The organism is Marinactinospora thermotolerans DSM 45154, assembly GCF_900167435.1.
Lineage (GTDB): Bacteria > Actinomycetota > Actinomycetes > Streptosporangiales > Streptosporangiaceae > Marinactinospora > Marinactinospora thermotolerans.
The window spans coordinates 45349-71055 of record NZ_FUWS01000005.1 but is presented as its reverse complement, the minus strand read 5'-3'; the positions used below and the strand labels follow the sequence as shown (position 1 = coordinate 71055).

25 protein-coding genes are annotated in these 25707 nt (G+C 69.8%); 21 read left to right on the top strand and 4 right to left on the bottom strand.

The genetic code is table 11. The features are described 5' to 3' along the window. Positions 1-198: 198 nt before the first annotated feature. The 20 genes from rho to B5D66_RS10190 all read left to right on the top strand — a co-directional run bounded on the left by rho (position 199) and on the right by B5D66_RS10190 (position 19449). On the top strand, positions 199-2223 hold the full coding sequence (gene rho / locus B5D66_RS10285) for a transcription termination factor Rho (RefSeq protein WP_078761465.1): 2025 nt from the start codon (positions 199-201) through the stop codon (positions 2221-2223). A 214-nt stretch (positions 2224-2437) separates the two neighbouring features. Next, on the top strand, positions 2438-4210 hold the full coding sequence (locus B5D66_RS10280) for an L-lactate permease (RefSeq protein ID WP_078761464.1): 1773 nt from the start codon (positions 2438-2440) through the stop codon (positions 4208-4210). 183 nt (positions 4211-4393) lie between these two features. Beyond that, the gene (locus B5D66_RS10275) at positions 4394-5722 is read left to right on the top strand and encodes a serine hydrolase domain-containing protein (RefSeq protein ID WP_078761462.1); all 1329 of its coding nucleotides are present in this window, start codon (positions 4394-4396) and stop codon (positions 5720-5722) included. 123 nt (positions 5723-5845) lie between these two features. Further along, positions 5846-6055: a 50S ribosomal protein L31 gene (gene rpmE / locus B5D66_RS10270; RefSeq protein ID WP_078761460.1), complete on the top strand. Its 210-nt coding sequence runs from the start codon at positions 5846-5848 to the stop codon at positions 6053-6055. A gap of 133 nt (positions 6056-6188) precedes the next feature. Beyond that, positions 6189-7253, top strand: coding sequence for a peptide chain release factor 1 (prfA, locus tag B5D66_RS10265; RefSeq protein ID WP_078761459.1), 1065 nt, complete (start codon positions 6189-6191; stop codon positions 7251-7253). Next, on the top strand, positions 7253-8110 hold the full coding sequence (prmC, locus tag B5D66_RS10260; RefSeq protein ID WP_078761458.1) for a peptide chain release factor N(5)-glutamine methyltransferase: 858 nt from the start codon (positions 7253-7255) through the stop codon (positions 8108-8110). Before prfA ends, prmC begins: the two co-directional genes overlap by 1 nt. Positions 8111-8199: 89 nt before the next feature. Then, positions 8200-8982, top strand: coding sequence for an L-threonylcarbamoyladenylate synthase (locus B5D66_RS10255; protein ID WP_078761457.1), 783 nt, complete (start codon positions 8200-8202; stop codon positions 8980-8982). A gap of 143 nt (positions 8983-9125) precedes the next feature. Beyond that, complete coding sequence (locus B5D66_RS10250; protein ID WP_078761455.1) at positions 9126-10268, top strand: glycosyltransferase family 4 protein; 1143 nt, start codon at positions 9126-9128, stop codon at positions 10266-10268. Positions 10269-10500: 232 nt separating this feature from the next. Further along, complete coding sequence (locus B5D66_RS10245) at positions 10501-10950, top strand: Cg1360 family ATP-synthase-associated protein (protein ID WP_078761454.1); 450 nt, start codon at positions 10501-10503, stop codon at positions 10948-10950. A gap of 57 nt (positions 10951-11007) precedes the next feature. Beyond that, positions 11008-11253 (top strand): AtpZ/AtpI family protein, encoded by a 246-nt coding sequence (locus tag B5D66_RS10240; protein ID WP_078761452.1) that lies wholly within the window; start codon positions 11008-11010, stop codon positions 11251-11253. A 162-nt stretch (positions 11254-11415) separates the two neighbouring features. Beyond that, entirely contained in the window at positions 11416-12264 is an 849-nt protein-coding gene (atpB, locus tag B5D66_RS10235) for a F0F1 ATP synthase subunit A (RefSeq protein WP_078761451.1), read from the top strand. 106 nt (positions 12265-12370) lie between these two features. Beyond that, positions 12371-12577: an ATP synthase F0 subunit C gene (gene atpE / locus B5D66_RS10230; protein WP_078761450.1), complete on the top strand. Its 207-nt coding sequence runs from the start codon at positions 12371-12373 to the stop codon at positions 12575-12577. A gap of 48 nt (positions 12578-12625) precedes the next feature. Next, positions 12626-13171 (top strand): F0F1 ATP synthase subunit B, encoded by a 546-nt coding sequence (locus B5D66_RS10225; protein WP_078761449.1) that lies wholly within the window; start codon positions 12626-12628, stop codon positions 13169-13171. Beyond that, positions 13171-13980 carry a F0F1 ATP synthase subunit delta gene (locus B5D66_RS10220; RefSeq protein ID WP_078761448.1) on the top strand — a complete coding sequence of 270 codons (810 nt, stop codon included), beginning with the start codon at positions 13171-13173 and terminating at the stop codon, positions 13978-13980. Before B5D66_RS10225 ends, B5D66_RS10220 begins: the two co-directional genes overlap by 1 nt. A 73-nt stretch (positions 13981-14053) precedes the next feature. After that, positions 14054-15697 (top strand): F0F1 ATP synthase subunit alpha, encoded by a 1644-nt coding sequence (gene atpA / locus B5D66_RS10215; RefSeq protein ID WP_078761447.1) that lies wholly within the window; start codon positions 14054-14056, stop codon positions 15695-15697. A 3-nt stretch (positions 15698-15700) separates the two neighbouring features. Next, entirely contained in the window at positions 15701-16618 is a 918-nt protein-coding gene (locus B5D66_RS10210; RefSeq protein WP_078761446.1) for a F0F1 ATP synthase subunit gamma, read from the top strand. Positions 16619-16623: 5 nt separating this feature from the next. After that, the gene (gene atpD, locus B5D66_RS10205) at positions 16624-18066 is read left to right on the top strand and encodes a F0F1 ATP synthase subunit beta (protein WP_078761445.1); all 1443 of its coding nucleotides are present in this window, start codon (positions 16624-16626) and stop codon (positions 18064-18066) included. A 79-nt stretch (positions 18067-18145) separates the two neighbouring features. Continuing rightward, on the top strand, positions 18146-18553 hold the full coding sequence (locus B5D66_RS10200) for a F0F1 ATP synthase subunit epsilon (protein ID WP_078761444.1): 408 nt from the start codon (positions 18146-18148) through the stop codon (positions 18551-18553). Between the two features lie 26 nt (positions 18554-18579). After that, positions 18580-19059, top strand: a complete 480-nt coding sequence (locus B5D66_RS10195) for a DUF2550 domain-containing protein (protein WP_078761443.1) — start codon at positions 18580-18582, stop codon at positions 19057-19059. An 84-nt stretch (positions 19060-19143) separates the two neighbouring features. Further along, entirely contained in the window at positions 19144-19449 is a 306-nt protein-coding gene (locus B5D66_RS10190) for an MTH1187 family thiamine-binding protein (RefSeq protein WP_078761442.1), read from the top strand. 40 nt (positions 19450-19489) lie between these two features. On the opposite strand, the gene B5D66_RS10185 is transcribed toward B5D66_RS10190, so the two are convergent. The 3 genes from B5D66_RS10185 to B5D66_RS10175 form a co-directional block, all read right to left on the bottom strand. Then, on the bottom strand, positions 19490-20089 hold the full coding sequence (locus B5D66_RS10185) for a cob(I)yrinic acid a,c-diamide adenosyltransferase (RefSeq protein WP_078761441.1): 600 nt from the start codon (positions 20087-20089) through the stop codon (positions 19490-19492). A 75-nt stretch (positions 20090-20164) separates the two neighbouring features. Then, positions 20165-21664, bottom strand: a complete 1500-nt coding sequence (locus tag B5D66_RS10180; RefSeq protein WP_078761440.1) for a carboxyl transferase domain-containing protein — start codon at positions 21662-21664, stop codon at positions 20165-20167. A 28-nt stretch (positions 21665-21692) separates the two neighbouring features. Further along, entirely contained in the window at positions 21693-22988 is a 1296-nt protein-coding gene (locus B5D66_RS10175) for an SLC13 family permease (protein ID WP_235000939.1), read from the bottom strand. Between the two features lie 166 nt (positions 22989-23154). Here B5D66_RS10175 and B5D66_RS10170 point away from each other — a divergent pair, with 166 nt between their 5' ends. Beyond that, positions 23155-23856 (top strand): FadR/GntR family transcriptional regulator, encoded by a 702-nt coding sequence (locus B5D66_RS10170; RefSeq protein WP_078761438.1) that lies wholly within the window; start codon positions 23155-23157, stop codon positions 23854-23856. Between the two features lie 91 nt (positions 23857-23947). Here the strand turns inward: B5D66_RS10170 and B5D66_RS10165 are convergent, their stop codons facing one another. Beyond that, positions 23948-25489: a M20/M25/M40 family metallo-hydrolase gene (locus B5D66_RS10165; protein ID WP_394330048.1), complete on the bottom strand. Its 1542-nt coding sequence runs from the start codon at positions 25487-25489 to the stop codon at positions 23948-23950. Positions 25490-25707 lie beyond the last annotated feature (218 nt).

Genomic DNA, 25707 nt, shown 5'->3' with positions numbered 1-25707 from the left:
TCCCCGGGCAGCACCATCGAGCCCATCGCCCCACTGTCTGGCTGTACCCAGAGCCCGCCGCGATTGGGTAAGGACCGCTTCAGCGGTTTTGCACATCCAGGTGGGGCACGCCCGACCCGGCCCCTGCCGGTTCGCACCACCGGGCTGGCCGTTAGAGCACGCAGACGGCCTCAGCCCGCTCCTTGGGAAGGACCCTTAGTGAGCGACACCACCGAACTCCACACGGACGCGGCGGTCAGTACGCACAATCCGACCGCGCCCAGTGCGGATGCCGGCGACGCCGCACCCCCGGCCGGTAAGAGCACGTCCTCGCGCTCCCGGAGCCGTTCCGGTGGCACCGGGCTGTCCGCGCTGAAGCTTCCCGAGCTCCAGCGTCTGGCGTCGAGTCTCGGTATCACGGGTACGGGGCGCATGCGCAAGAACGACATCATCTCGGCCATCGAGGCCAAGCAGGGCGGTCCGGTCGCCGCGCCGACCGTCAGATCCGCGAAGAAGGCCGATACCGCGGCTACAAGCGGTAATGTCGGTTCCACCGACGGTCCGGCTCAGAGCCGGCGTTCCAGCAGGAAGACCTCCGAGAAGGAGGGCGAGCCCGCCCAGGACGCCGTCAAGAGCGAGGCTCCGGCGGTGACCGAGACGTCGGGCGACAGCCCTGCCGAGCAGACCGACCGTTCCGAGCGGCCCGCCCGTAGCCGTCGGTCGTCCCGTAAGCGCGGGGACGACAACAGCGTCCAGCAGGCGCCGCCCGACGGCACCGAATCCTCTACCTCCGCGAGCAGCGTGACCAAGACATCCAGCACCACGCAGACCAGCGGTTCCGAGTCCAACCAGTCCGGCCAGAACGGACAGGGTGGGGGCCGCGAGCGTCAGCGCAACCGGCGCAACCGCGACGACCGCCGCGCCAACCGTGACGACAACGCCGCCGAACAGCCACGGGGCGGCGCCCAGCAGGACGGGGGCCGCGGTGGCAGCGGACCCTCCGACGACGACGACTTCGGCGGTGGCCGTCGTCGGGGCCGGCGGCGCGACCGGCGCGACCGCCGGGGCCGCGACCGCCAGGAGCCGGAGCCCGTCATCAGCGACGACGACGTGCTGCTGCCCGTCGCCGGCATCCTGGACATCCTCGACAACTACGCCTTCGTGCGCACCACCGGCTACCTGCCCGGCGCCAACGACGTCTACGTCTCCCTGGCCCAGGTCCGCAAGCACGGTCTGCGCAAGGGCGACGCGATCACCGGCGCCGTCCGTCAGCCGCGCGAGGGGGAGCGCCGCGAGAAGTTCAACGCGCTGGTCCGCCTCGACACGATCAACGGCATGGCGCCCGAGCAGGCGCGCAACCGTCCCGAGTTCTCCAAGCTCGTCCCCCTGTACCCGCAGGAGCGGCTGCGCCTGGAGACCGAGCCGAACATCCTGACGACGCGCATCATCGATTTGATCGCGCCTATCGGTAAGGGACAGCGCGGCCTCATCGTCTCCCCGCCCAAGGCGGGTAAGACGATGGTGCTCCAGGCGATCGCCAACGCGATCACCGAGAACAACCCCGAGTGCCACCTCATGGTCGTCCTCGTCGACGAGCGGCCCGAAGAGGTCACCGACATGCAGCGCACGGTCAAGGGCGAGGTCATCCCCTCCACTTTCGACCGGCCGGCCGAGGACCACACCACCGTCGCCGAGCTCGCCATCGAGCGGGCCAAGCGGCTGGTCGAGATGGGCCTGGACGTCGTGGTGCTGCTCGACTCCATCACCCGGCTGGGTCGCGCCTACAACCTCTCCGCACCGGCGAGCGGGCGCATCCTGTCCGGTGGTGTCGACTCCACGGCGCTGTACCCGCCGAAGCGCTTCTTCGGCGCCGCCCGCAACATCGAGAACGGCGGCTCCCTGACGATCCTCGCCACGGCGCTGGTCGAGACCGGCTCGCGCATGGACGAGGTCATCTTCGAGGAGTTCAAGGGCACCGGCAACATGGAGCTGAAGCTCAACCGGGGCCTGGCCGACAAGCGGATCTTCCCGTCGGTGGACGTCGAGGCGTCCAGCACCCGCAAGGAGGAGATCCTGCTGTCGAGCGGGGAGCTGAACATCATCTGGAAGCTCCGCCGCGTGCTGCACGCGCTCGACACCCAGCAGGCCCTGGAGCTGCTGTTGGAGAAGATGCGCGAGACCAAGAGCAACGCGGAGTTCCTGCTCCAGATCCAAAAGACCACGGTCGGTCCGAACGACCACTGATCGGTCCGTGTCCGAAGGCGGCCCTTCCCCGATGGGGAGGGCCGCTTTTGTTTCGTCCCAGTTCGCGAGGGCGCGCTGCTGGGGAAGGAGTGGTCCCGTCCGTCCCACGCAGTGACCGGTGACACATTTGTCGCTTTACTGGCGTGAGGAGGGCGGTCTATCGTCCCACCATCCGTGAACCCGGTCATGGCCCCACCCCCAGGGAGCACAGCGGATGGACAACCTCGCCCTGCTCGGACTGTTCGCCCTCGCCCCCATCCTCGTCGTCGGTGTGCTCCTGGTCGGCCTGCGCTGGCCGGCCGCCTACGCGATGCCCATCGGCTACCTGGTGGTGGTGGCCGTGGCGACGCTGCTCTGGGGGGTGCGCTGGCAGGTCGTCGTGGCCTCCACCATCCAGGGGCTGATCCTCGCGGTGGGGCTGCTCTACATCATCTTCGGAGCGCTGCTGCTGTTGGCGACCCTCACCAAGAGCGGCGCCATCCACACCATCCGGGCGACCTTCACCGGCATCAGCCCGGACCGCCGGGTCCAGGCGGTGATCATCGGCTGGCTGTTCGGTGGTTTCATCGAGGGGGCCTCGGGGTTCGGCACCCCGGCCGCGGTCGTCGCGCCCCTGCTGCTCGCGCTGGGTTTTCCCGCGATGGCGGCGGTGTTCGTCGGCCTGATCATCCAGAGCACCCCGGTCAGCTTCGGCGCCGTCGCGACCCCCATCCTCGTCGGTGTGAACGGCGGGCTGTCCGGCTCGGCCGAGGTGGCCGCGCGGGCCGGGGAACTGGGGGTGGCCGTTCCGGAGCTGGTGGCCCGGATCGGCTGGGAGACGGTCGTGCTGCACGCGCTCACCGGGACGGTGATCCCCGTCTTCCTCTGCTGCATGCTGTGCGGCTTCTACGGTGGGCGCCGCAGGTTCGCCGACGGCCTTGAGGTGCTGCCCTTCGCGCTGTTCGCCGGGCTGGCCCTGACGGTCCCCTCGGTGCTGTTCAACCGTTTCCTCGGGGTGGAGTTCACCTCCCTGCTCGGCGGACTGACCGGCCTGTTCATCGTGGTGGCCGCGGCCAGGCGCGGTTTCCTGATGCCCAAGACCACGTGGGACTTCCCGCCCCGAGAGGAGTGGCCCGCCCGGTGGAGCGGCCGGCTGCGGCCCGGCGACGGCGACGTCGAGGTGGGGGAGACCGGCCGCATGGGCGTGGCGCGGGCCTGGGCCCCCTACCTGATGGTCGCCGCGATCCTGGTGGCCACCCGGACCGTGCCGTGGCTGAAGGAGACGCTGTCCGCGGTGCAGGTGGGGGTGGGCGACCTGTTCGGCACCTCCATCGGTGAGGCGGTCCAGCCGCTGTACTCCCCGGGCGGCGTCTTCATCCTCGTCTGCCTCGTCACCTGCCTGCTCCACCGGATGAGCCGGGCGCGCGTCGCCGCCGCGTGGCGGATGGCCGGCGGCCAGCTCGCCGGCGCGGCGGTGGCGCTGCTGTGCGCCGTGCCGCTGGTCCGGGTGTTCATCAACAGCGGGCCGGAGTTCGGCGCGGAGATGACGGCGAGCATGCCGCTCACGCTCGCGGAGGGCGCGGCCGGGCTGGCCGGCGCCTCCTGGCCGTTGCTCGCGCCGTGGATCGGCGCGCTGGGGGCCTTCGTGGCGGGCAGCAACACCGTCTCCAACCTGATGTTCTCGCTGTTCCAGTTCTCCACCGGGGAGCGGATCGGCGTGGCACCGGAGACGGTGGTGGCGGCGCAGGCGGTCGGTGGCGCGGCGGGCAACATGGTGACCGTGCACAACGTCGTCGCGGCCTCGGCGGTGGTGGGACTGGCCGGGCGCGAGGGGGACATGATCCGCCAGACCCTCCTGCCCCTGGCCTACTACCTGGTGATGGCCGGTGCGCTGGCCTACCTGATGACCTACGGGATCGGCCTCAACCCGGGCCTGGGGGTGCTGGCGGCGCTGCTCGTGGTGCTCGCGGCGGTGGTGGTCCGGATGCGCGCCACCGCGGCCCGCTGAGCCGGCGCCCGGACAGGGACGGCTCCGACCGCCGCTTCATCGGCCACGCGCGGGGCACGCGGGGCCGCCGGCGTCCGGCCGCGGGAGGGGAGGTGGCCGGGAGAGGCCGCTGGGGGCTGATCCGAGTAGTCATTCCCGTGTTCCGTTCGCCAAAAACGGTCGTCCGTGGTGGGATTCCAGTCGATGACCAGCAAACGATGGCTCGCGCCGGCCACGGTGGGCGCGGCGGGTGTGGGAGCACTGCTTCTCGTCCAGGTGCTCCAGCCGGTCGTGTGGCCCGGTTCACCGTTCGCGGCCGGCGCCCCCACCCGTGTCGTGGCCCAGATGGTCCCCGCGCCTCCCCGGTTGTCCTCGCACGAGCGCGCCCACCTGCAACACGTGCTCGACGAGGTCGTCACAGAGGGCTCCAGCGGTGCCGTGGCCCAGCTCGTCGAGACGGGGAAGGGCGGATCCGACTCCTGGACCGGGGTGGCGGGGGTCGCCGACAGGTCGACGGGTGCGCCCGTCGATCCCGACGCGCACTTTCGCATCGCCAGCCTGTCCAAGCCCTTCGTCGCCGCCACCCTGCTCCAGCTCGTCGGGGAGGGGCGGGCGGAACTCGACGACACCGTCGAACAGCACCTGCCCGGCCTGGTCGACGGCGGCGCGCAGATCACCCTGGAGATGCTGCTCAGCCACACCAGCGGCCTGTTCAGCTACAACCGGGCCATGCCCCCCGTCGTCGAGGATCCGCTGCGCCGCTGGGAACCCGCCGAGCTCGTCGAGATCGCCGAGGAGCAGGGCCCGGTGTTCGAACCGGGCACCGACGTGGCCTACTCCAACATCAACTACGTGCTGGCCGCGCTGGTGATCGAGAGCGTCACCGGCCGTCCCTACGCGCAGGAGGTGAGGGAGCGGATCATCGAACCGCTGGGGCTCACCGGGACCTCGATCCCCGAGGGGCCGGAGATGCCCGAGCCCGTCCTGCGGGCCTATCTCGCGATCCGCCCCGCGCCGGGAGCGCCCCCCGAGCCGGTCGGCATCACCGAGTTCGACCCCAGCCGCTGGTACGGAACCGCGCAGATCGTCTCCACGGTCACCGACGTCAACCGCTTCTACACGGCGCTGTTCGAGGGGGAGGTCCTCGACGAGGGGATGCTGACGGAGATGCTCAAGGTCCGCGCGACCGACGAGCAGGGGGTCGGCTACGGGCTGGGCCCGCGCAGGCAGACCCTCTCCTGTGGGGTGCGGGTGTGGATGCACTCGGGCAACATCTCGGGGTACCGCACGTGGACCGTCCACACCGCGGACCGCCACGTCACCCTGTTCCAGGCCCGGTTCGCCGAGGATCCCGATCCGCCCGCCTGGAAGCTGATCGAGGCCGCGCTGTGCCCGTCGGAGCGGTCCGCGACCGCGCCCCCGGACGGTGGGCGGTCCCCGGAGCCCACCCCGGTTCCGCGCCCCTCGGAGCCCTCGCCGGAGGGCGGTTACGACCTTCCTCCGCCTCGCCGGGAATACGAGCTGGACAGTTGAGGTTTGAAGGTCTGGCAAACTGGTATATCGACCGCCGCGGTACCGGTTCACGCATGCCCGCAGCGGCCCCCCGGCCACACGGCGCACATGCGTCCGGCGACCGCACCTAGCGAGGAGATCCACGTGAAAGCCGACATCCACCCCGAGTACGTCGTCACCCAGGTGACCTGCACCTGCGGTAACACGTTCACCACCCGCAGCACCGCCACCAGCGGCACCATCCGTGCCGACATCTGCTCCGCCTGCCACCCGTTCTACACGGGCAAGCAGAAGATCATGGACACCGGTGGCCGGGTCGCCCGCTTCGAGAAGCGTTTCGGCAAGCGCAAGTAGCGCCGAGCCTCGCGGCGCCGGGCCACGCGCGGTCGCGCGTGGCCCGGCGCCGCGGCGATGGGTTCGACGGACGGCAGCGTGCCGTCCCAGGCAGGCGCAGGCCACACCACACGCTTTCGATGGGGACGAAGAAGTGAAGCTGGACGACCTTCTCGGTGAGTACTACGAGCTGGAACAGCAGCTCGCGGATCCCGCCGTGCACGCTGATCAGTCCCAGGCGCGCAGGCTGGGCAAACGCTACTCCGAGCTCACCCCCATCATCACGGCCTACCGTGAACTCCTCCAGGTCGAGAGCGACATCGAGGCCGCCGAGGAGCTCGCGACCGAGGACCCCTCCTTCGCGGAGGAGGCCAAGCAGCTCGCCGTCCAGAAGGAGGAGCTGACCGAGCGTCTGCGCCGGCTGCTCATCCCGCGCGACCCCAACGACGACAAGGACGTCATCCTTGAGGTCAAGGCCGGCGAGGGCGGTGAGGAGTCCGCCTTGTTCGCCGGCGACCTCGTCCGGATGTACCTGCGCTACTCCGAGCGGCAGGGCTGGAAGACCGAGATCATCGACGCCACCCACTCCGATCTGGGTGGCTACAAGGACATCACGATCGCGGTCAAGGCCAAGGCCGGTGCCGAGCCCGGCCGCGGTGTGTGGAACCAGCTGAAGTTCGAGGGCGGGGTCCACCGCGTGCAGCGGGTCCCGGTCACCGAGTCGCAGGGCCGCATCCACACCTCGGCGGCGGGCGTGCTCGTGGTCCCCGAGGCCGAGGAGGTCGAGGTCGAGATCCACGACAACGACCTGCGCATCGACGTCTACCGTTCCTCCGGCCCCGGCGGGCAGAGCGTCAACACCACCGACTCCGCGGTGCGCATCACCCACCTGCCCACCGGCATCGTGGTGTCGTGCCAGAACGAGAAGAGCCAGTTGCAGAACAAGGAGCAGGCCATGCGCGTGCTCCGGGCGCGGCTCCTCGCCGAAGCCCAGGCCAGCGCCGACGCCGAGGCGCAGGCCGAGCGCAAGAGCCAGGTCCGCACGGTCGACCGCTCCGAGCGGGTGCGCACCTACAACTTCCCCGAGAACCGCATCTCCGACCACCGGGTCGGCTACAAGGCCTACAACCTCGACCAGGTGCTCGACGGCGACCTGAGCGGTGTGCTCCAGGCCCTGATGGACGCGGACACCAAGGAGAGGCTGGAACAGGCGTCGTAATGAACTTCCTGCTCGACGAAGTCGCGCGGGCCACGCTGCGGCTGGCCGAAGCCGGTGTCGCCTCGCCTCGTACCGACGCCGAGGAGCTGGCGGCGTTCGTGCACGGTGTTCGTCGAGGAGAGTTGCACAACGTCCCCGACGGCGACTTCGACGCCCTGTACTGGGAGTGTGTCGCGCGGCGGGCCGCCCGGGAGCCGTTGCAGCACATCACCGGACGGGCGTTCTTCCGCTACCTGGAGCTCCAGGTCGGTCCCGGCGTGTTCGTCCCGCGCCCCGAGACCGAGATCATGGTCGGCTGGGCCATCGACACGCTGCGCGCGATGGACGTCGCCGACCCGCTGGTCGTCGACCTGGGCACCGGCTCCGGCGCCATCGCGATCTCCATCGCGCAGGAGGTGCCCCGCTCCCGCGTCCACGCCGTCGAGATCGACTCCGCGGCGCTCGCCTGGGCCCGGCGCAACATCGACTCCAGCGGGCACGCCGATCGCGTCACCGCGCACCAGGGGGACATGCGAACGGCGCTGCCCGAGTTCGACGGGCGGGTCGACCTGCTCATCAGCAACCCCCCCTACGTGCCCACGCGGGAGGCCGGACAGATCCCGCCCGAGGTGCGCAACTACGACCCGGCCCCGGCACTGTGGTCGGGGGCCGACGGCCTGGACATGATCCGCGAGCTGGAGCGGGTCGGCCGACGGTTGCTGCGCCCCGGCGGGGCCATGGCCATCGAGCACGGCGACGGCCAGGGGATCGACATTCCCCGACTGTTCCCCGAGGAACTCGGCTGGCGCGACGTGCGCAACTGCAAGGACCTCGCGCACCGCGACCGTTTCGTCGTGATGCGCCGGGCCGACGACTGACGCGCCCGCGGAGACCCGCGGTCCCCGGGACCGAGCCCCCGCCGGCGCGTCGCAGCGACGTCAAGAGCGAACAATCGGAAAGGCGGGTCATGAGCCGCAGTTACGACTGCTCCGGCGACGAGGAACGCGCGAGCGGGATCTCCGACGCGGCCTCCAGCGTGCGCAGGGGCGAGCTGGTGGTGCTACCGACGGACACGGTCTACGGCATCGGCGCCGACGCGTTCAGCCCCACCGCCGTCGCGCGCCTGCTCCAGGCGAAGGGACGGGGCAGGGACATGCCCCCGCCCGTGCTGGTCGGATCGGTGCGGGCCGCCCACGCCCTCATCGACGATCTGGGCAGCCACGGCCAGGACCTCATCGAGGAGTTCTGGCCGGGACCGCTGACGATCGTCTGCGCCGCGACACCGAGCCTGTCGTGGGACCTCGGTGACACCAAGGGGACGGTCGCGGTGCGCATGCCGATGCACCCGGTGGCGCTGGAGCTGCTGAAGGAGGTCGGCCCGATGGCGGTCAGCAGCGCGAACATCTCCGGCCGGCCGGCCGCGACGACCGCGGCCGACGCCCGGGCCCAGCTCGGCGACAGCGTCGCGGTCTACCTCGACGGCGGCCCCTGCGCGGACGACGTCCCCTCCACGATCGTGGACCTCACCTACGCGGTGCCCCGGGTCCTGCGCGACGGCGCGATCCCGATCGAGCGCCTGCGCGCGGTCTGCGGTACGGTCATCGGCACCACCGCGCCCGCGGCCAAGCCCGACCCCGAGGTTCACGACCCGGGCGCCGCTGAGGCCGCCTCCGCGGAGAAGGCGACGGAATCCGACCCGCGGGGAACCGAAGACCGAGGAGCCGGAGGACACGAACCCAAGGCGGAGTGAACAGATCCGGCCGCCCGCCCGATGCGGGAGAAGCCGGGGCAAGCGCCCCCGAGTAGTGCTAGCGTCGGGGGCATCCTCAGACCCACCCCGTGTCACGCCGTCGATTCGGCGTGCCGGGCGCATGGAAGGCTCTCGGAAAAGCCGTGCGTGAGTACGCGCTGACGTTCATCATCGCCGTGGCGGTCACCTATCTGCTGACCCCCTTCGTCCGGCGTGCCGCGATCACCTTCGGGGCGGTCCCCCCGGTGCGCGACCGCGACGTGCACACCGAACCGATCCCACGGCTGGGCGGTATCGCGATGTACGGCGGGTTCGCCGCGGCGCTGCTGATCTCGGCGCAGCTCCCGCACCTCCAGGAGGTCTTCCTCGGGCCCACCTGGCGTGGGCTGCTCATGGCGGGGGGGCTGATCACCGTCATCGGGGTGATCGACGACCGCTGGGGGATGGACCCCATCAGCAAGCTGGCCGGTCAGATCGCGGCGGCGGGGATCCTGGTCTGGCAGGGGGTGCAGCTGCTGTGGCTGCCGTTGCCGGGCACGACCCTCATCCTCGGCCCGGAACTGGGCGCGGTCATGTCGGTGCTGCTGATCGTGGTCACCATCAACGCGGTGAACTTCGCCGACGGCCTGGACGGGCTGGCGGCCGGGATCGTGGCCATCTCGGCGTTCGCCTTCTTCGCCTACTACTACGTCGTCGCGGTCGACAAGGGGTTCGACCGCCAGTCCTATCCCGCGATGATCGCGATCATCCTGGCGGGGGTGTGCATCGGTTTCCTGATGCACAACTTCAATCCGGCGCGGGTCTTCATGGGCGACACCGGGTCGATGCTCATCGGCCTGCTCCTGGCCTCCATCACCATCACGGTGACCGGCCAGTTCGACGTCAACGCCTCCCGCGAGTTCAACGCCGGCGGCCTGGTGGTCTTCCTGCCGATCCTGCTCCCGCTGCTGGTGCTGGCGCTGCCGCTGGCCGACCTGGTGCTGGCGGTGGTCCGCCGCACCCTGGCCGGCAAGTCGCCGTTCGCCCCGGACAAGAAGCACCTGCATCACCGGCTTCTTGAGCTGGGACACTCCCACGCCCGGGCGGTCCTGCTGATGTACCTGTGGGCGGCCATCATCGCCTTCGCGTCGGTGTCCCTGTCGGTCTTCGACCAGCCGTCCATGGTCCTTGCGGTGACCACCCTGGTGGCCATCTGCGCCGTGGGACTGATCACGTTGCCCCGGCTCCAGCGCCGAAAATCCCGTTTGCAGGGGGATGCAGAGGTCACGGAACATCACAATTCATGAGCATGCCCGGAAACTCGTACAGAACAGGTGCTACGCACGGGTAAAAAGAGAGGGTGAGATGTCAAGGGCATGGAGTCCTTGGACGCGCTGGCCAGGGGTCATCGTGTCGGGCGCCGCGCCCCGGGGCCTCCCGTGAAACGACGTTACGGGATACCCCGTGCTGGCATCGGAAAACCTTGTGATAGCTTTCACGAGCAGGCAACCCCATTTTTGACCCCACCGGAGTTCACGCATGCAGGAACACGACGCCAAGGTTCTCCGCGGCGCCGCGATTCCCACTCTGATCGTCGGAGCCGGCTGTACCGCCGTGTTCTCGGCGATCTCGGGCGTGCCCGGCGCCATCGGCGCCGTGGTGGCACTCCTCTTGGTCCTCGCCTTCTTCGGGGTCAGTGGTTTCGTGGTGGCCAAGATCACCAAGCGCAACCCTGACCTTTTCATGCCGGCCACGTTGGGCGGCTTCCTCGTCAAGGCGGTCGTCCTGGCCGTCGCGCTGGTGCTGCTGCGCGGCAGCGACTCGGTGACCTGGATGGACACCACGGCCTTCGCGGCCGGCGCGCTGCTCGGCGTGATCGCCTGGCTGGCCGGGCACGTGCGTGTCATCGCCACCTCCAAGAGCCTGCACGTCGATCCCGTCCCGAGCGCGGTTTCCCCTGGTGCGGAGTCCGGGCATGAGACCACGTGATGCGCGTGACGCGCGATGTGCGATGGTCCGCGCCCCCCTCGTGCCGATCGGAGCGAGATGAGCGGGCCGCGCGAGACTCCGGGGAAGCGCCACGACCAGACCCCCGAGAACGTCGACGAGCCCAAGGTCGACGGCATGCACGTGGTCTCCCTGCTCATGTCGGGCATGATCGTGTGGGGCGGTGCGGGCTGGCTGCTGGACCGATTAACGGACCACCAGGCGCTCTTCCTGCCCATCGGACTCCTTCTCGGAATGGGCCTGGGCCTGTACATGGTCTTCCTTCGACTGCACCCGCGGTCCTAGGACCGGCCCTCTTCAGCCGCCTCGGCGCCTGGCCGGGGTTCACCGGTGCGGGCGAGGGGGCGACCGACTCCGCGGCCGCGCCGCAGACATCTCCGCAGACCGTCGCTTCCGGTCCGCTCAGAACTGACCAGATCCTCTTGATTCACGACGGAAGGGTTCGCCGTGAGTGCTGACACGCTCAACCTCGCTGCCGAGGGCGGTGGTGGTCTGTTCACACCGGGAGGCCCCGGGTTCGAGGCCCCCTCCGTCGGGATCTTTTTCCCGTCCCCGTGGGCCGACTACAACCTCCCCTACACCGGCGGCTTCAACAAGTACGTGGTCCTCCTCCTGGTGGCCACGGCCTTGGTGGCGCTGTTCCTGTGGTGGACGGCCCGCAGGCAGTCGGTGGTTCCCGGCCGCTCCCAGGGCATCGGTGAACTGACCTTCCTCTTCGTCCGCGACCAGATCTCGCGGCCGATGATGGGGGTCAAGGGCGACAAGTACATGCCCCTGCTGCTGTCGCTCTTCCTGTTCGTGTTCGCGATGAACGTCATGGGGCTCATCCCCTTCCTGCAGCTTCCGGTCACGAGCAACCTGTCCTACCCGGCGGGTCTGGCCGCGATCGTCTACATCACCTTCATCGTGGTGGGCATCCGGGCGCAGGGCGGGGTCGCCAAGTACTTCAAGGGCGCCGTGGTCCCCTCGGGCGCACCGTGGTGGATTCTGCCCATCCTCGTGCCGATCGAGATCATCTCCAACTTCCTGATCCGGCCGGCCACCCACGCCATCCGTGTGTTCGCGACCATGTTCGCCGGCCACCTGCTGCTGGCGACCTTCGCGGCCGCCGGCTGGTACATGTTCAACCCTGCCGCGGGCCCGCTGTTCGGCACCATCTCGGTGCTGTTCTCCGGTGCCTCGCTGCTGGCCTTCATCGTGTTCACCGCCTTCGAGCTGGTGATCATGTTCCTTCAGGCCTTCGTGTTCACGCTCCTCGCGGCGCTGTACATCGGCCAGGCGCAAGAGGCCCACTGATCCGGTAGGTCTCTGCGGAGATTCTTCGACTTCCACCGCCCAGCGCGCCCGACCGGGTCGCGCACGACCCAGATGGCCCCCGGGCCACGATTCTCAAGGAGAAACAATGGAAGGCAGCCTGAACGTCATCGGTTACGGCATCAGCGTCATCGGTGCCGGCATCGGTGTGGGCATCGTGTTCGGTATGGGCATGCAGGCCATCGCCCGCCAGCCCGAGGCCCGTGGCCCCCTCCAGACCAACATCTACATCGGTTTCGCCCTGATCGAGGCCCTTGCCCTGCTCGGCTTCGTTCTCGCGTTCGCCATCCAGTAGGCGTACCGGCGAAGGAAGTAGGCAACCGAACGTGAAGGGGCGCTGACCATGTTGGGCCTGGCCGCCGAAGAGAACGTTCTGCGGATCCACATCGACGAACTCGTCTTCGGCCTCATCGCCTTCGCTCTGATCTTCGGTCTGGTGTACAAGTACGCCGTTCCGCGGATCACGAAGATGCTCGACGAGCGCGCCGACTCTATCGAAGGCGGTATCGAGCGGGCGAAGAACGCCGAGGCTGAAGCCGAGGAACTGCGGCAGCAGTACAAGGAAAAGCTGGAAGAGGCACATCGGTCCTACGCAGCCGAGCTGCAGAAGGCCGGTGAGCAGCGTGCCGCCATCATCGCGGAGGCGAAGGAGGAGGCCCAGGTCGAGGCGCGTCGCATCATCGAGGCGGCGCACGCTCAGATCGAGGCCGACCGCCAGCAGGCGCTCCAGCAGCTCCGCACCGAGATCGGCGCGCTGTCCACGGACCTCGCCACCCGTATCGTGGGCGAGACCCTCAGCGACAGCGCCGCCCAGAGCCGGGTCATCGACCGGTTCCTGGACGAGCTGGAGCAGGGCGCCACCGCTCAGCAGCAGGCTGAGGTGCGCTGATGCGGGGGGCCAGCCGAGTCTCGCTGGAAGAGGTGACGCGGCGCCTCGAGGCCGTGCTGTCGTCGTCCGACCCCGCCGCGCTGGGACGCGAGCTCTTCGAGGTCGTGTCGCTCCTTGAGCGGGAGCACTCCCTGCGGCGGTGGCTGGCCGACCCGGCCAACGCTTCTGAGAGCAAGTCCGGGCTGATCGGCCGGCTGCTGGAGAACAAGGTGTCGCCGACCACGGTCATCGTGGTCAGTGACATCGTCCAGGCCAGGTGGTCGAAGGCCCGCGACATGGTCGAGGCGACGGAGCGGGCCGCCGTGTTCGCCACGGCGGCCGGGGCCGAGGGGACACAGCGCCTCGGTGAACTGGAAGACGAGCTCTTCCGGTTCGGCCGGATCGTGGAGGCGCAGCCGGAGCTGCGCTCCGCGCTCACCCGCGAGGGTGTCGCCGACGAGCACAAGCGGACGCTGGTCGCCGACCTGCTGTCGGGCAAGGCGGCCCCGGCGACGATCACCCTGGTCACCCAGGCCGTGATCCGTCCCCGGGGACGTACCCTGGAGCAGGCGATCGACCACTTCGGGCAGTTGGTGGCCGAGCGTGCCAAGCGCTATGTGGCCGTGGTGCGCACGGCCGTCCCGCTGAGCCAGGCTCAGCAGGACCGGCTTCAGGACGTGCTCACCCGTCTGTACGGGCGGGCGATCCACCTGAACATCGACATCGACCCGCAGATCGTGGGTGGGCTCTCCATCCGCGTGGGCGACGAGGTCATCGACGGCACGGTCGCCGGGCGACTCGCCGAGGTGCGACGGCGCCTGGCCGGCTGAACGAGACGATCCGCAACCGCAAGACGCACGGCGCCGGGGACGCGGCGCCAACGAGAGCAAGGACATACGTGAGATGGCGGAGCTGACGATCCGACCGGAGGAAATCCGGGACGCGCTGCAGCGTTTCGTCCAGTCGTACGAGCCTGACGCCGCCGCACGCGAGGAGATCGGAACCGTCACCTACTCCGGTGACGGGATCGCCCGCGTCGGTGGCCTTCCCTCGGCGATGGCGAACGAGCTGCTGGAATTCGAGGACGGCACGCTGGGCCTGGCCCTCAACCTGGAGATCGGCGAGATCGGTGTCGTCGTCCTGGGTGACTTCACCAGCATCGAAGAGGGCCAGACGGTGCGCCGCACCGGCCAGGTGCTCTCCGTTCCCGTGGGCGACGCCTACCTCGGCCGTGTGGTCGACCCCCTCGGCCGCCCGATCGACGGTCAGGGCGAGATCATCGCGTCCGGCCGTCGCGAGCTGGAGCTGCAGGCCCCCAACGTCATGCAGCGTCAGCCGGTCGGCGAGCCGCTGCAGACCGGTATCAAGGCGATCGACTCGATGACGCCGATCGGCCGTGGCCAGCGCCAGCTGATCATCGGTGACCGGCAGACCGGCAAGACCGCGGTCTGCATCGACACGATCATCAACCAGAAGGCCAACTGGGAGTCCGGCGACCCGACCAAGCAGGTGCGCTGCATCTACGTCGCGGTCGGCCAGAAGGGCTCCACGATCGCCAGCGTGCGCGGCGCCCTTGAGGAGGCCGGCGCGATGGAGTACACCACCATCGTCGCCGCCCCGGCGTCCGACCCCGCGGGTTACAAGTACATCGCCCCCTACGCCGGTTCGGCCATCGGCCAGCACTGGATGTACGAGGGCAAGCACGTCCTGATCGTCTTCGACGACCTGACCAAGCAGGCCGAGGCCTACCGCGCGGTGTCGCTGCTGCTGCGCCGCCCGCCGGGCCGCGAGGCCTACCCCGGTGACGTCTTCTACCTGCACTCCCGCCTCCTGGAGCGCTGCGCCAAGCTCTCCGACGAGATGGGCGCCGGTTCGATGACGGGTCTGCCGATCATCGAGACCAAGGCGGGTGACGTCTCGGCCTACATCCCGACCAACGTCATCTCCATCACCGACGGCCAGGTCTTCCTCGAGGCCGACCTGTTCAACCAGGGTCAGCGTCCGGCGATCAACGTCGGTGTGTCGGTGTCGCGTGTCGGTGGCGCCGCGCAGACCAAGGCGATGAAGAAGGTCACCGGTTCGCTGCGTCTGGGCCTGGCCCAGTACCGCGAGCTGGAGGCGTTCGCCGCGTTCGGTTCCGACCTGGACGCCGTCTCCAAGGCGCAGCTGGACCGCGGTGCGCGGCTCTACGAGCTGCTCAAGCAGGGCCAGTACTCCCCCTTCCCGATGGAGAAGGAGGTCGTCTCGATCTGGGCCGGCACCACCGGCAAGCTCGACGACGTTCCGGTGGAGGACGTGCGCCGCTTCGAGGAGGGCTTCCTGGACTTCCTCAGCCGTGAGCACTCCAAGCTCCTCGACAGCATCCGCGAGAGCGGCAAGTTCGAGGACGAGACCGCGCAGGCGCTCGAAGAGGCCGTCGTGGAGTTCAAGCGGACGTTCCAGACCAGCTCCGGCAGCATCCTCGGCAGCGAGGACGAGGCCGAGGCCCTGGAGGCGGACAAGGTCGGCCAGGAGACCATCAAGGTAGCCAAGACCGGCGGGAAGTAGCCCATGGGAGCACAGCTTCGCGTCTATCGCCGGAGGATCCGCTCGACGAAGTCGATGGCGAAGATCACCCGCGCGATGGAGCTCATCGCCGCGACGCGCATCACCAAGGCGCAGCGGGCGGTCGAGGCCGCGGGCCCCTACGCGCGCGAGATCACCCGGGCCGTCTCGGCGGTCGCCGGGCGGGTGAGCGATCACCCGCTGCTCACGGCGGCCGAGAACCCGACCCGGGCCGCGATCCTCGTCGTGACCTCGGACAAGGGGCTCGCGGGCGCCTACACCGCCAACGCCATCAAGGAGGCCGACTCCCTCGCCCAGCTCCTCAAGGAGCAGGGGAAGGAAGTCGTCACCTACATGGTGGGCCGCAAGGGCGTCGCGTTCTACAAGTTCCGGGAACGGCCGCTGGCGCAGGCGTGGGAGAACATCACCGAACGCCCCGCCTACGCCGACGCCCAGGAGATCGGCGGCATCCTGATGGACAGGTTCATCCAGGACACCGCCGAGGGCGGTGTGGACGAGATCCACATCGTCTCCACCGAGTTCGTCTCGATGCTGACACAGCGGGCGGCCTCCCACCGGGTGCTGCCCCTGGAGATCGAAGAGGTCGACGCCGAGGAGCTCGAGCGGCAGCAGGGCGGTCCCCTGCCGCTGTACGAGTTCGAGCCCTCGCCGGAGGAGGCGCTGGACCGGCTGCTTCCCCAGTACGTGACGAACCGGATCTACTTCGCGCTCCTGGAGTCCGCGGCCTCCCAGCAGGCGTCGCGCCGTGCCGCGATGAAGGCGGCCACGGACAACGCCGAAGAGCTTGCGAAGACCTTGACCCGCCAGGCCAACCAGGCCCGCCAGGCGGAAATCACCAACGAGATCAGCGAGATCGTCGGCGGCGCCGACGCGCTCGCTGCTGCCAGCGCGGGGAGTGAGTAAGAGAAGTGACTGCGACTGTTGAAGGGACGGCCGCGACCGGTAACGCCACGGGCCGCATCGCCCGGGTCACCGGCCCGGTCGTCGACGTGGAGTTCCCCGCCGGCTCCCTGCCGGCGATCTACAACGCGCTCAAGACCGAGGTCACCTTCGGTGGTGAGACTCGGACGGTGACGCTGGAGGTCGCCCAGCACCTCGGTGACAACCTGGCGCGTACCATCAGCCTCCAGGCGCAGGACGGTCTGGTCCGCGGCGCCGAGGTCGTCGACACCGGCGAGCCGATCAGCGTCCCGGTCGGCGACGTCGTCAAGGGCCACGTGTTCAACACGCTGGGCGAGTCCCTGGACGTCCCCACCTCGGACCTGAAGGTCACCGAGCGTTGGCCGATCCACCGTCCGGCCCCGGCCTTCGACCAGCTTGAGTCGAAGACCGAGATGATGGTCACCGGCATCAAGGTCATCGACCTGCTCACCCCGTACGTGCGCGGTGGCAAGATCGGCCTGTTCGGTGGCGCGGGTGTGGGCAAGACGGTGCTCATCCAGGAGATGATCACCCGTATCGCCCGCAACTTCGGTGGCGTGTCGGTCTTCGCGGGTGTCGGTGAGCGTACCCGTGAGGGCACCGACCTCTTCCTGGAGATGGGCGAGATGGAGGTCCTCCCGGACACCGCTCTCGTCTTCGGCCAGATGGACGAGCCCCCGGGCACCCGTCTGCGGGTCGCCCTGTCCGCTCTGACGATGGCGGAGTACTTCCGCGACGTCCAGAAGCAGGACGTGCTGCTGTTCATCGACAACATCTTCCGGTTCACCCAGGCCGGTTCCGAGGTCTCCACGCTGCTGGGCCGTATGCCCTCCGCGGTGGGCTACCAGCCGAACCTGGCCGACGAGATGGGTCTGCTCCAGGAGCGCATCACCTCGACCCGTGGCCACTCGATCACCTCGATGCAGGCGATCTACGTGCCCGCGGACGACTACACCGACCCGGCCCCGGCGACCACGTTCGCCCACCTCGACGCGACGACCGAGCTCTCCCGCCCGATCTCGCAGAAGGGTATCTACCCGGCGGTGGACCCGCTGGCCTCGACCTCGCGCATCCTCGACCCGCAGTACGTGGGCCAGGAGCACTACGACGTCGCCCAGCGGGTGAAGGAGATCCTGCAGCGCAACAACGACCTGCAGGACCAGATCGCCATTCTCGGTATCGACGAGCTGTCCGAAGAGGACAAGATCATCGTCAACCGGGCGCGGCGCCTGGAGCGCTTCCTGTCGCAGAACATGTTCGTCGCCGAGAAGTTCACCGGCAACCCGGGTGTGTTCGTGCCGCTGGAGGAGACCATCGCCTCCTTCAAGGCGCTGTGCGACGGCGAGTACGACCACCTTCCCGAGCAGGCGTTCCTCGACGTCGGCAACATCGAGATGGCCGTCGAGAAGGCCAAGACGCTGCAGGGCTGATTCCGGTGGGAACCGGTGCCGGTGAAAGACCGGCACCGGTTCCTCCGGATCGGGCCCTCTACCGGAGGAGTTTGTGGCAGTGTCGAAGAAGCTTTTCGTCGAGCTCGTCTCGCCCGAGCGTGAGCTGTGGGCGGGCGAGGGCGACATGGTGATCGCCAAGACGGTCGAGGGCGAGATCGGCATCCAGCCGGGGCACGTCCCGGTGCTCGCCCTCCTCGCGCCGGGCGCGCTCGTGCGGATCCTGGGCGCGCGTGAGAGCGGCGAGGTCCGGGCCGCGGTGCACGGCGGGTTCATCTCCGTCTCCACCGACAACCGGGTCTCGATCCTGGCCGAGGTCGCCGAGCTGGCCGAGGACGTCGACGTCCAGCGGGCTCGCGCCGCACTGGACGAGACCGTCGCCGGTGGGGTCAAGCCCGAGGACGAGGAAGCGATCAACCGGATGAACCGGGCACGCAGCCGGCTGCGGGCTGCCGGAGAGGCCGCGTAGAACGGCCCTGAGTAGGGCGGAGCAGAGTGGGGGAGCCGCTGTCCAGCGAAGCGCTGTTCCTGATCGTCGAACGGCTGTTTCTCGCGCTGCTCGTTGTGTCCCTGCTGGCGCTCGTCGCGGTTGTCGCGCGCCGCTTCCTGCTGGAACGCGGGGGCGCGGTCGAGTGCTACCTACGTCGCGCGGTGGGACCCCACCGAGCCTGGCGCATCGGATGCGGACGCTACGGCAGCGACGAGCTGAGTTGGTATCGCATCTTCTCCTTGTGGCCGCGGCCGGCAGCAGAGCTGCCGCGCCGCGGCCTCGTCGTCATGGGGCGGCGTTCACCGACACCCGAGGACCTGGCCGAGCTGACCGGGGATCTCGTCGTCATCGAGGTGGGCTGGGCCGAGCCCGACGGTTCGGATCCGAAGGAGCCCGTGTACGAGCTCGCCATGGGCGAGGGCGCGTTGACCGGTTTTCTGTCCTGGCTGGAGTCCATGCCCCCCGGCACCATCTGGCAGTCCTGAGCCGCCTTCGGCCCCGTTCCGCGGCGTCCACCGGGTTCTCGGCGGAGATCGACCGGGCCGCGGGCGCGGACGTAGCCTGGGAACATGATCGTCGCATTTTCCGTCACGCCCATGGGGGTCGGCGAGTCCGTGGCCCCCGCTGTTGCCCGAGCCGTCCGCGTCGTCCGCGACAGCGGCCTGCCCAACCGCACCGACGCGATGTTCACCAGCATCGAGGGTGAGTGGGACGAGGTGATGGACGTCGTCAAACGCGCGGTCGAGGCCGCGGGCGAGGGGGCCGGAAGGGTCAGCCTGGTGTTGAAGGCCGACATCCGCGAAGGCGTCACCGATGGATTGACCAGCAAGGTCGAGGCCGTCGAGGCCGAACTGCGCGAGGCCGACGGCTCCTGACCTCCGCGCCCGGCCCCGCCTGCGGGGCCGGGCGCGGACCTCAGCGCCGGCCGCCCGGCAGCCAGAGCACGTCATCCCCGCCGCTGACCACCCGGCACAGGATGAACAGCAGGTCCGACAGGCGGTTGAGGTAGCGCGCCGTCAGCGGGTTGACGTCGTCGCCGTGCGCCTGGATCGCCGCCCAGGCGCTGCGTTCGGCCCGGCGGGTGACCACCCGCGCGTTGTGCATCAGGGCCGTTGCGGGCGAACCACCGGGCAGGATGAAGCTGCGCAGCGTCGGCAGGTCGGCGTTGTAGGTGTCGCAGTCCTCCTCCAGGCGGGTGATGTAATCCTCGTCGATGCGCAGGGGAGGGAATTCGGCGCCCGGATCGGAGGCCAGGGGCCGGGCCAGGTCGGCGCCGACGTCGAACAGCTCGTTTTGGACCCGGCCGAGGACGGCGCGCACGTCGTCGGGCACCTCACCGAGCGCGAGGGCCATGCCGATGGCCGCGTTGGCCTCCTCGGCGTCGGCGTAGGCGGCCAACCGGGGGTCGGTCTTGCAGGTACGGCTCATGTCGCCCAGGGCGGTACCGCCGTCATCACCGGTGCGGGTGTAGATCTTGGAGAGTACGACCGGCTTGTCGGGATCCCGTTTCGTCATGGGGTCACCCTACGGCCGGGAGCCCTCGGCCCGGCGTCCGCCCGAGCCGAGGGCTCCCGCGCATTCCCGGCGGGATCAGCTGGGCAGGCCGAGCCGCCGGTAGCGGGCGTGGCGCGCGGCCATGCGGTCGGCCGCGTCGCGGTGCAGCAGCCCGGTCAGCTCGTGCCGCAGCACCGCGGCCATCCTGCGGCAGAACTCCTCGGGCTCGTCGGCGGCGTCGTCGTGCTCGGCGACGATCCGGTCCACGATGCCGTTGGCGTGGAGTTCCACCGACCGCACCCCCTGGCGTTCGGCGAGTTCGGGAGCGCGTTCCACGGTGCGGTGCACGATGGCGCTGGCGCCTTCGGGGGGCAGCGGCGACAGCCAGGCGTGCTGGGCGCACACCACCCGGTCGGCGGGGACCAGGGCGAGCGCGCCGCCGCCGGTGCCCTGCCCGAGGAGGACCGACACGGTGGGCGCGTCCAGGGTGACCAGTTCGGCGAGACAACGGGCGATCTGCCCGGCCATGCCGCGCTCCTCGGCCTCCTTGGACAGCGCCGCGCCGGGCGTGTCGATCACCGTGACCAGTGGCAACCGCAGTTCCCGGGCGATGCGCATGCCCCGCCGCGCCTCGCGCAGCGCGGCCGGCCCCAGCGGACGCTCGACGCTTTGGCGGAGGCGGTCCTGGCCGAGCAGCACGCAGGGCGCCCCGCCGAAACGGGCCAGGGCGAGCAGCAGCCCGGGGTCGAGCTCGCCGTCGCCGGTGCCGTTCAGGGGCACGACGTCGGTCGCGCCGTAGCGCAGGAGCTTGCGGACGCCGGGCCGATCGGGCCGGCGTGACCGGGTGATCGACTCCCAGGCCGGCACGTCGGGGATGGGCTCGTCCTCGGGGGCGGGGGGAGCCGGGGGCAGGCCCTCGGAGCGGGCGAGCAGCACGTTGAAGGTGCGTTCGGCGATCGCCGGGACCTCCTCGGGCTCCAAGACCGCGTCCACCAGCCCGCGCCGGTAGAGGTTCTCGGCGACCTGCACCCCCTCGGGGAAGGGCTTGTCGTACAGCGCCTCGTAGACGCGGGGGCCGAGGAATCCGATGAGCGCGCCCGGCTCGGCGACCGTGACGTGGCCCTGGGAGCCCCACGAGGCCAGCACGCCACCGGTCGTGGGATGACGCAGGTAGACGAGGTAGGGCAGGCCCGCGGCCTTGTGGGCCGCGATCGCCGCGGAGATCTTCACCATCGCCAGGAAGGCGAGGGTCCCCTCCTGCATGCGGGTGCCGCCGGAGGCGGGCGCGCCCAGCAGGGGCAGCCGCTCGGCGGTGGCCCGTTCGATGGCGCTGACCAGCCGTTCGGCCGCGGCCACCCCGATGGATCCCGCCAGGAAGGAGAACTCGCAGGCGATGACGGCGACCCGGCGACCGCGCATCCGTCCCTCGCCGGTGACCACGGCCTCGTCGCAGCCGCTGCGCTCGCGGGCCGCGGCGAGTTCGGCGGCGTAGGCGGGGTCGGGGTCCACGTCGATCGGGGCGCTGTCCCAGGACACGAACGTCCCCGGGTCCAAGGTACGGTCCAGGAGTTCGCGGACGCTGTACTTGCGGCTCATGGGTGCGGTCCTTTCCTTCGGTACCGGGTCACAGCCAGCCGGGCGCGGCCAGCACGGCCCAGGCGACGAGCGGTCCGATCAGCACGACCACCCCGCTGTAGGCGAGGATCTGACGGTAGAACCGGTCGGGGTCCACGCCCTTGGCGTTGGCGAGGACCAGGGCGCCGTTGGTGGAGAAGGGGCTGACGTCGACGATCGTCGAGGCGACGGACAGGGCCGCGATCATGCCGACGGCGCTGACGTCCCCGGCCAGCAGGAACGGGACGGCGAGGGGGATCGTCACGCCGAGGATGGCGGTGGAGGAGGCGAACGCCGAGACGATCGCGCCGATGTAGCACAGCAGCAGGGCCACGAGCATGGGGGCGCCCAGACCGGCGACGGAGTCGCCGACGTACTCGATGGTCCCGGCCTCCTCCATGACGCCGACGAAGGTGAGCATGCCGCCCAGCAGCAGAACGGTGGACCAGCTGATCTTGTTGATCGCGCCCTTTTGCGCCTTGGGGGAGAGCACCGCCAGGACCACGGCGACGGTGATCGCGACGAAACCGATGTCCAGGTCGAAGCCGAGGGAGAGCACACCGAGCAGGAGCAGCCCGATCAGCGTGGCGATCTGGTCGAAGCGCAGCCCGCGGGGGGTCTCGCCGGAACCGGGCTCCTCGGCCTTGTAGGCGGAGGAACCGTGGCCGCGCACGGCGAGGCGTTCGGCGTCGTCGGAGTGCTCGCCCACGTGGACCTCGTCGTGGTCGCGCGCGTGCCGGCCGATCAGGGAGCGGCCGCCGAGGGAGAAGAAGAGCAGGACGGAGATGCCGATGTTGAACAGCAGGCTCGACAGGAACAGGGTGAGGGGGCCGGCGGGCAGGTCGGTGCCCGCGACGATGCCGTTGACCGTGGCGCCGTAGATGCTGATGGGGGAGAATCCGCCGCCCTGCGCGCCGTGGACCACCATCATGCCCATGAGGAGGGGGTTGATCCCGTAGCGGGCGGCGAAACCGAGCGCGATGGGGGCGATGATCGCGACCGCGGCCGGGCTGAGCGCGCCCACGGCGGTGAGCAACGCGGTGATGGCGAACATGACCCACGGGATGGCCGCGATCCGCCCGCCGACCAGCCGCACGGCGCTGCGGACCAGCAGGTCGACGGTCCCGTTGTTCTGGGCGATGGCGAACAGGTAGGTGACGCCCACCAGGATCAGGAAGAGGTCGCCGGGGAAGGCACCGATGATGGAGTCGGTGTCCATGCCCAGCGCGAGGGTGCCGACGAGGAAGGCCGCGACGAACGCTAGCGCTCCCATATTGACCGGCAATACGGTAGCGACCACGAACATGGCCGCCAACGCGATGATGGTGATGATCTCTGGCGACATAGTGGACCGATCAGGACGAGATGACACGAAAGAGCCTGATGTGTGTGATCTACCTCAAAAGGCTCAGTGGCCTAGCCAATACTCCATCAGTCCGTTTTGTCAACACAGCACCCGTCTGAAGGAGCCCATGCCCGACAAGCGCCTGCCCCGGCCACGCCCCCCGGCCCGCCCCCGTCTCTACGAGCAACTGGTCGAGCGTCTGTGCGAGTACATCCGCGAGGCGCGGCTCGGGCCGGGCGACCGGCTGCCGGCCGAACGCGAACTGTCGGCGACGCTCGGCGTCAGCCGCGCCTCCCTCAGCCAGGCGCTGGTCGCGCTGGAGGTACAGGGCGTCATCGACGTGCGGCACGGTGACGGCGCCATCGTGCGGCGCACCGTGGCCGAGGAACAGGTGCTCGCGCTCCTGCGCGACCGTGACAACCGGCGGGCCGAGATCATCGAGGCCCGTCAGGCGCTGGAGGTCAAACTCGCCGAGCTTGCCGCGCAGCGCCGCACCGAGGCCGACCTCGCCGACATCGACGCCGCGCTGGAGCACATGCGCGCCGAGGTCCGCCGTGGTGGACGCGGCGTCGAGGGGGACGAGCGCTTCCATGCGGCCGTCACGCACGCCGCGCGTTCCCGGCTGCTGGCCAGGATGATGGCCGAGATCTCCCCGATGATCGCCGAGACCCGGCTCGAATCGCTCTCCCAGCCCGAGCGGCCGACCGCCTCCCTGGCCGGTCACGAACGCATCGCCGACGCGATCAGGGCCGGCGACCCGCGCCGGGCCGCCGACGCGATGCGGGCCCACCTCCTGCTCGTCTCCGACGTCGAACGGCTGGAGAGCTGAGCGGGACGGACGGCACGCCGGCGACGGACAGACGAACGGCCGGTGCCCGCGAAGAGAGATCTCCGCGGGCACCGGCCGTGATGATGTCAGGTCAGCGCAGCCAGAGGTCGGCCGACCGGTCGAACGTGGGGGCCTCCTGGGCCCGCATCGTCCGCAGCACGCCGTTGACCGGCAGCGTGCTCTCGGAGTAGGTCTCCACCGAGTGGGCGATGGCGTCGGAGAACTGGTCGACGCTGTCCCAGTTGATGTTGGTGATGTCGTCGGCGGGGGTGTGGTAGTTCGCGTCGAAGAACTCGCCCGCGGTACCGCCGTAGTACTCGACCTGCTCCTCGGTCTTGATCGAGTCGCCCCCGCTGAACAGGCCACCCGAGGGGATGCCCGCCAGCATGAACGCCTGGTAGTCCGAACGCCCGCTGAACTCGGTCGGCTCACTCACCAGGCCGCGACCGCTGAAGTAGTCCTCGAACATCTTCTGGATGGCGCCCGACCCCGACGGCGGCGTCGTCGACCCCTCCAGCTCACCGCGACCGTCGTAGACGAAGCGGCCGAAGTTCGGCGAACCGATCATGTCGAAGTTCAGGTAGAGCGCGATCTTGTCCCGCTCGGCCTGGCTGAGCCCCTCGACGTACTCGGTCGAGCCGATCAGGCCCTCCTCCTCGGTCCCCCAGAAGGCGAAGCGCACCTTGTTCTCGGGCGTGCCGAGCTTGGGGAGCTGCTTGGCGACCTCCAGGATGGCGGCGACACCGCTGGCGTTGTCGTTGATGCCCGCGCCCTCGGGAACGCTGTCGAGGTGGGCGCCGACGACGACCACGTTGTCCTTGGCCCCGCCCTTGGTCTCGGCGATGATGTTGTAGGAGGACTCGGTGCGCACCTCGGAGTCGACCTTCAGGTGCACCTCCAGGCCCTCGCCGGCGGCCACCAGCGCGGCACCCACCTCGGGCGTGGTACCGACCACCGGGATCTCCGAGAGCGTGCTCACCGTGCCGTTGATCGGTCCGGTGTCGGCCGGGTCGGAGGTCGCGCCGTGGTTGAAGACCACGACCCCCACCGCGCCCGCGGCGGCGGCGTTGGCGGTCTTCTCCGAGAAGGCGCAGGTGCCGCGCTTGACGACGGCGATGGCGCCGGCCGGGAACCCGGCGAAGTCGTCGGCGGAGCAGCCGCTCGCGGAGCTGTCCGCGGCCACCGGGACGGCCGGCGCGGTCACGTCGCCGGCCCCGGAGTAGGACATGGTGCGGAAGTCCTCGTCATTGACGAACTCCCGGGCCTCGGGCGCCGTCTGGGCCAGGACCGAGGGCGAGTTCTCGACCCAGCGGTCGAACTCGTAGGTGTTCTTCACCGGTTTGTACCCGGCCCGCTTGAGCTGGTCCATGACGTACTTGGCGGCCACGTCGTAGCCCGGGGTCCCGTGGGCCCGGTTGCCGCCGTTGTAGTCGGCGATGGTCTGAAGGTTCTCCATGTGGGCCCGGATGGCGCCCGTCTTGACCAGGTGGGGGAGTTCCCCACCGGCGGCGTGGGCGCTGTGGGCCGCGGGGGCCATGCCCAGGGCGAACGCCGCGATGACGGCGACGCCGGTGGCGGCCCGCCGCCTCGCCCGGGAGACGGGACGCGGGGATCGGCCTGTTGGGGTGCGCACGATCGTCCTCCTGAGGGGGCACCCACTCACCGGGGGTGATGCGGTGGGCGCGAACGGTGCGAGGTCGGGTGCAGCTTGTCACCCGGCGATGGCACTGATCAAGGAGTCGCCCCGGCGATTGCCGCAATCAGCCAGACTCTTACCCCGGTGACGTGAAGTGTGGTCTGATTGAGGATTTTCGCCGGGATTCCCCGTGGAGTCCGTGGAGGCGCCGTCCG

Coding starts and splice junctions, on each gene's coding strand:
- B5D66_RS10225 (WP_078761449.1), top strand. CDS start 12,626: ATGTTGGGCCTGGCCGCCGAAGAGAACGTTCTGCGGATCCACATCGAC.
- B5D66_RS10220 (WP_078761448.1), top strand. CDS start 13,171: ATGCGGGGGGCCAGCCGAGTCTCGCTGGAAGAGGTGACGCGGCGCCTC.
- B5D66_RS10170 (WP_078761438.1), top strand. CDS start 23,155: ATGCCCGACAAGCGCCTGCCCCGGCCACGCCCCCCGGCCCGCCCCCGT.
- prmC (WP_078761458.1), top strand. CDS start 7,253: ATGAACTTCCTGCTCGACGAAGTCGCGCGGGCCACGCTGCGGCTGGCC.
- atpA (WP_078761447.1), top strand. CDS start 14,054: ATGGCGGAGCTGACGATCCGACCGGAGGAAATCCGGGACGCGCTGCAG.
- B5D66_RS10190 (WP_078761442.1), top strand. CDS start 19,144: ATGATCGTCGCATTTTCCGTCACGCCCATGGGGGTCGGCGAGTCCGTG.
- B5D66_RS10275 (WP_078761462.1), top strand. CDS start 4,394: ATGACCAGCAAACGATGGCTCGCGCCGGCCACGGTGGGCGCGGCGGGT.
- atpE (WP_078761450.1), top strand. CDS start 12,371: ATGGAAGGCAGCCTGAACGTCATCGGTTACGGCATCAGCGTCATCGGT.
- B5D66_RS10255 (WP_078761457.1), top strand. CDS start 8,200: ATGAGCCGCAGTTACGACTGCTCCGGCGACGAGGAACGCGCGAGCGGG.
- B5D66_RS10240 (WP_078761452.1), top strand. CDS start 11,008: ATGAGCGGGCCGCGCGAGACTCCGGGGAAGCGCCACGACCAGACCCCC.
- B5D66_RS10280 (WP_078761464.1), top strand. CDS start 2,438: ATGGACAACCTCGCCCTGCTCGGACTGTTCGCCCTCGCCCCCATCCTC.
- B5D66_RS10210 (WP_078761446.1), top strand. CDS start 15,701: ATGGGAGCACAGCTTCGCGTCTATCGCCGGAGGATCCGCTCGACGAAG.
- B5D66_RS10245 (WP_078761454.1), top strand. CDS start 10,501: ATGCAGGAACACGACGCCAAGGTTCTCCGCGGCGCCGCGATTCCCACT.
- B5D66_RS10175 (WP_235000939.1), bottom strand. CDS start 22,988: ATGTTCGTGGTCGCTACCGTATTGCCGGTCAATATGGGAGCGCTAGCG.
- B5D66_RS10180 (WP_078761440.1), bottom strand. CDS start 21,664: ATGAGCCGCAAGTACAGCGTCCGCGAACTCCTGGACCGTACCTTGGAC.
- B5D66_RS10185 (WP_078761441.1), bottom strand. CDS start 20,089: ATGACGAAACGGGATCCCGACAAGCCGGTCGTACTCTCCAAGATCTAC.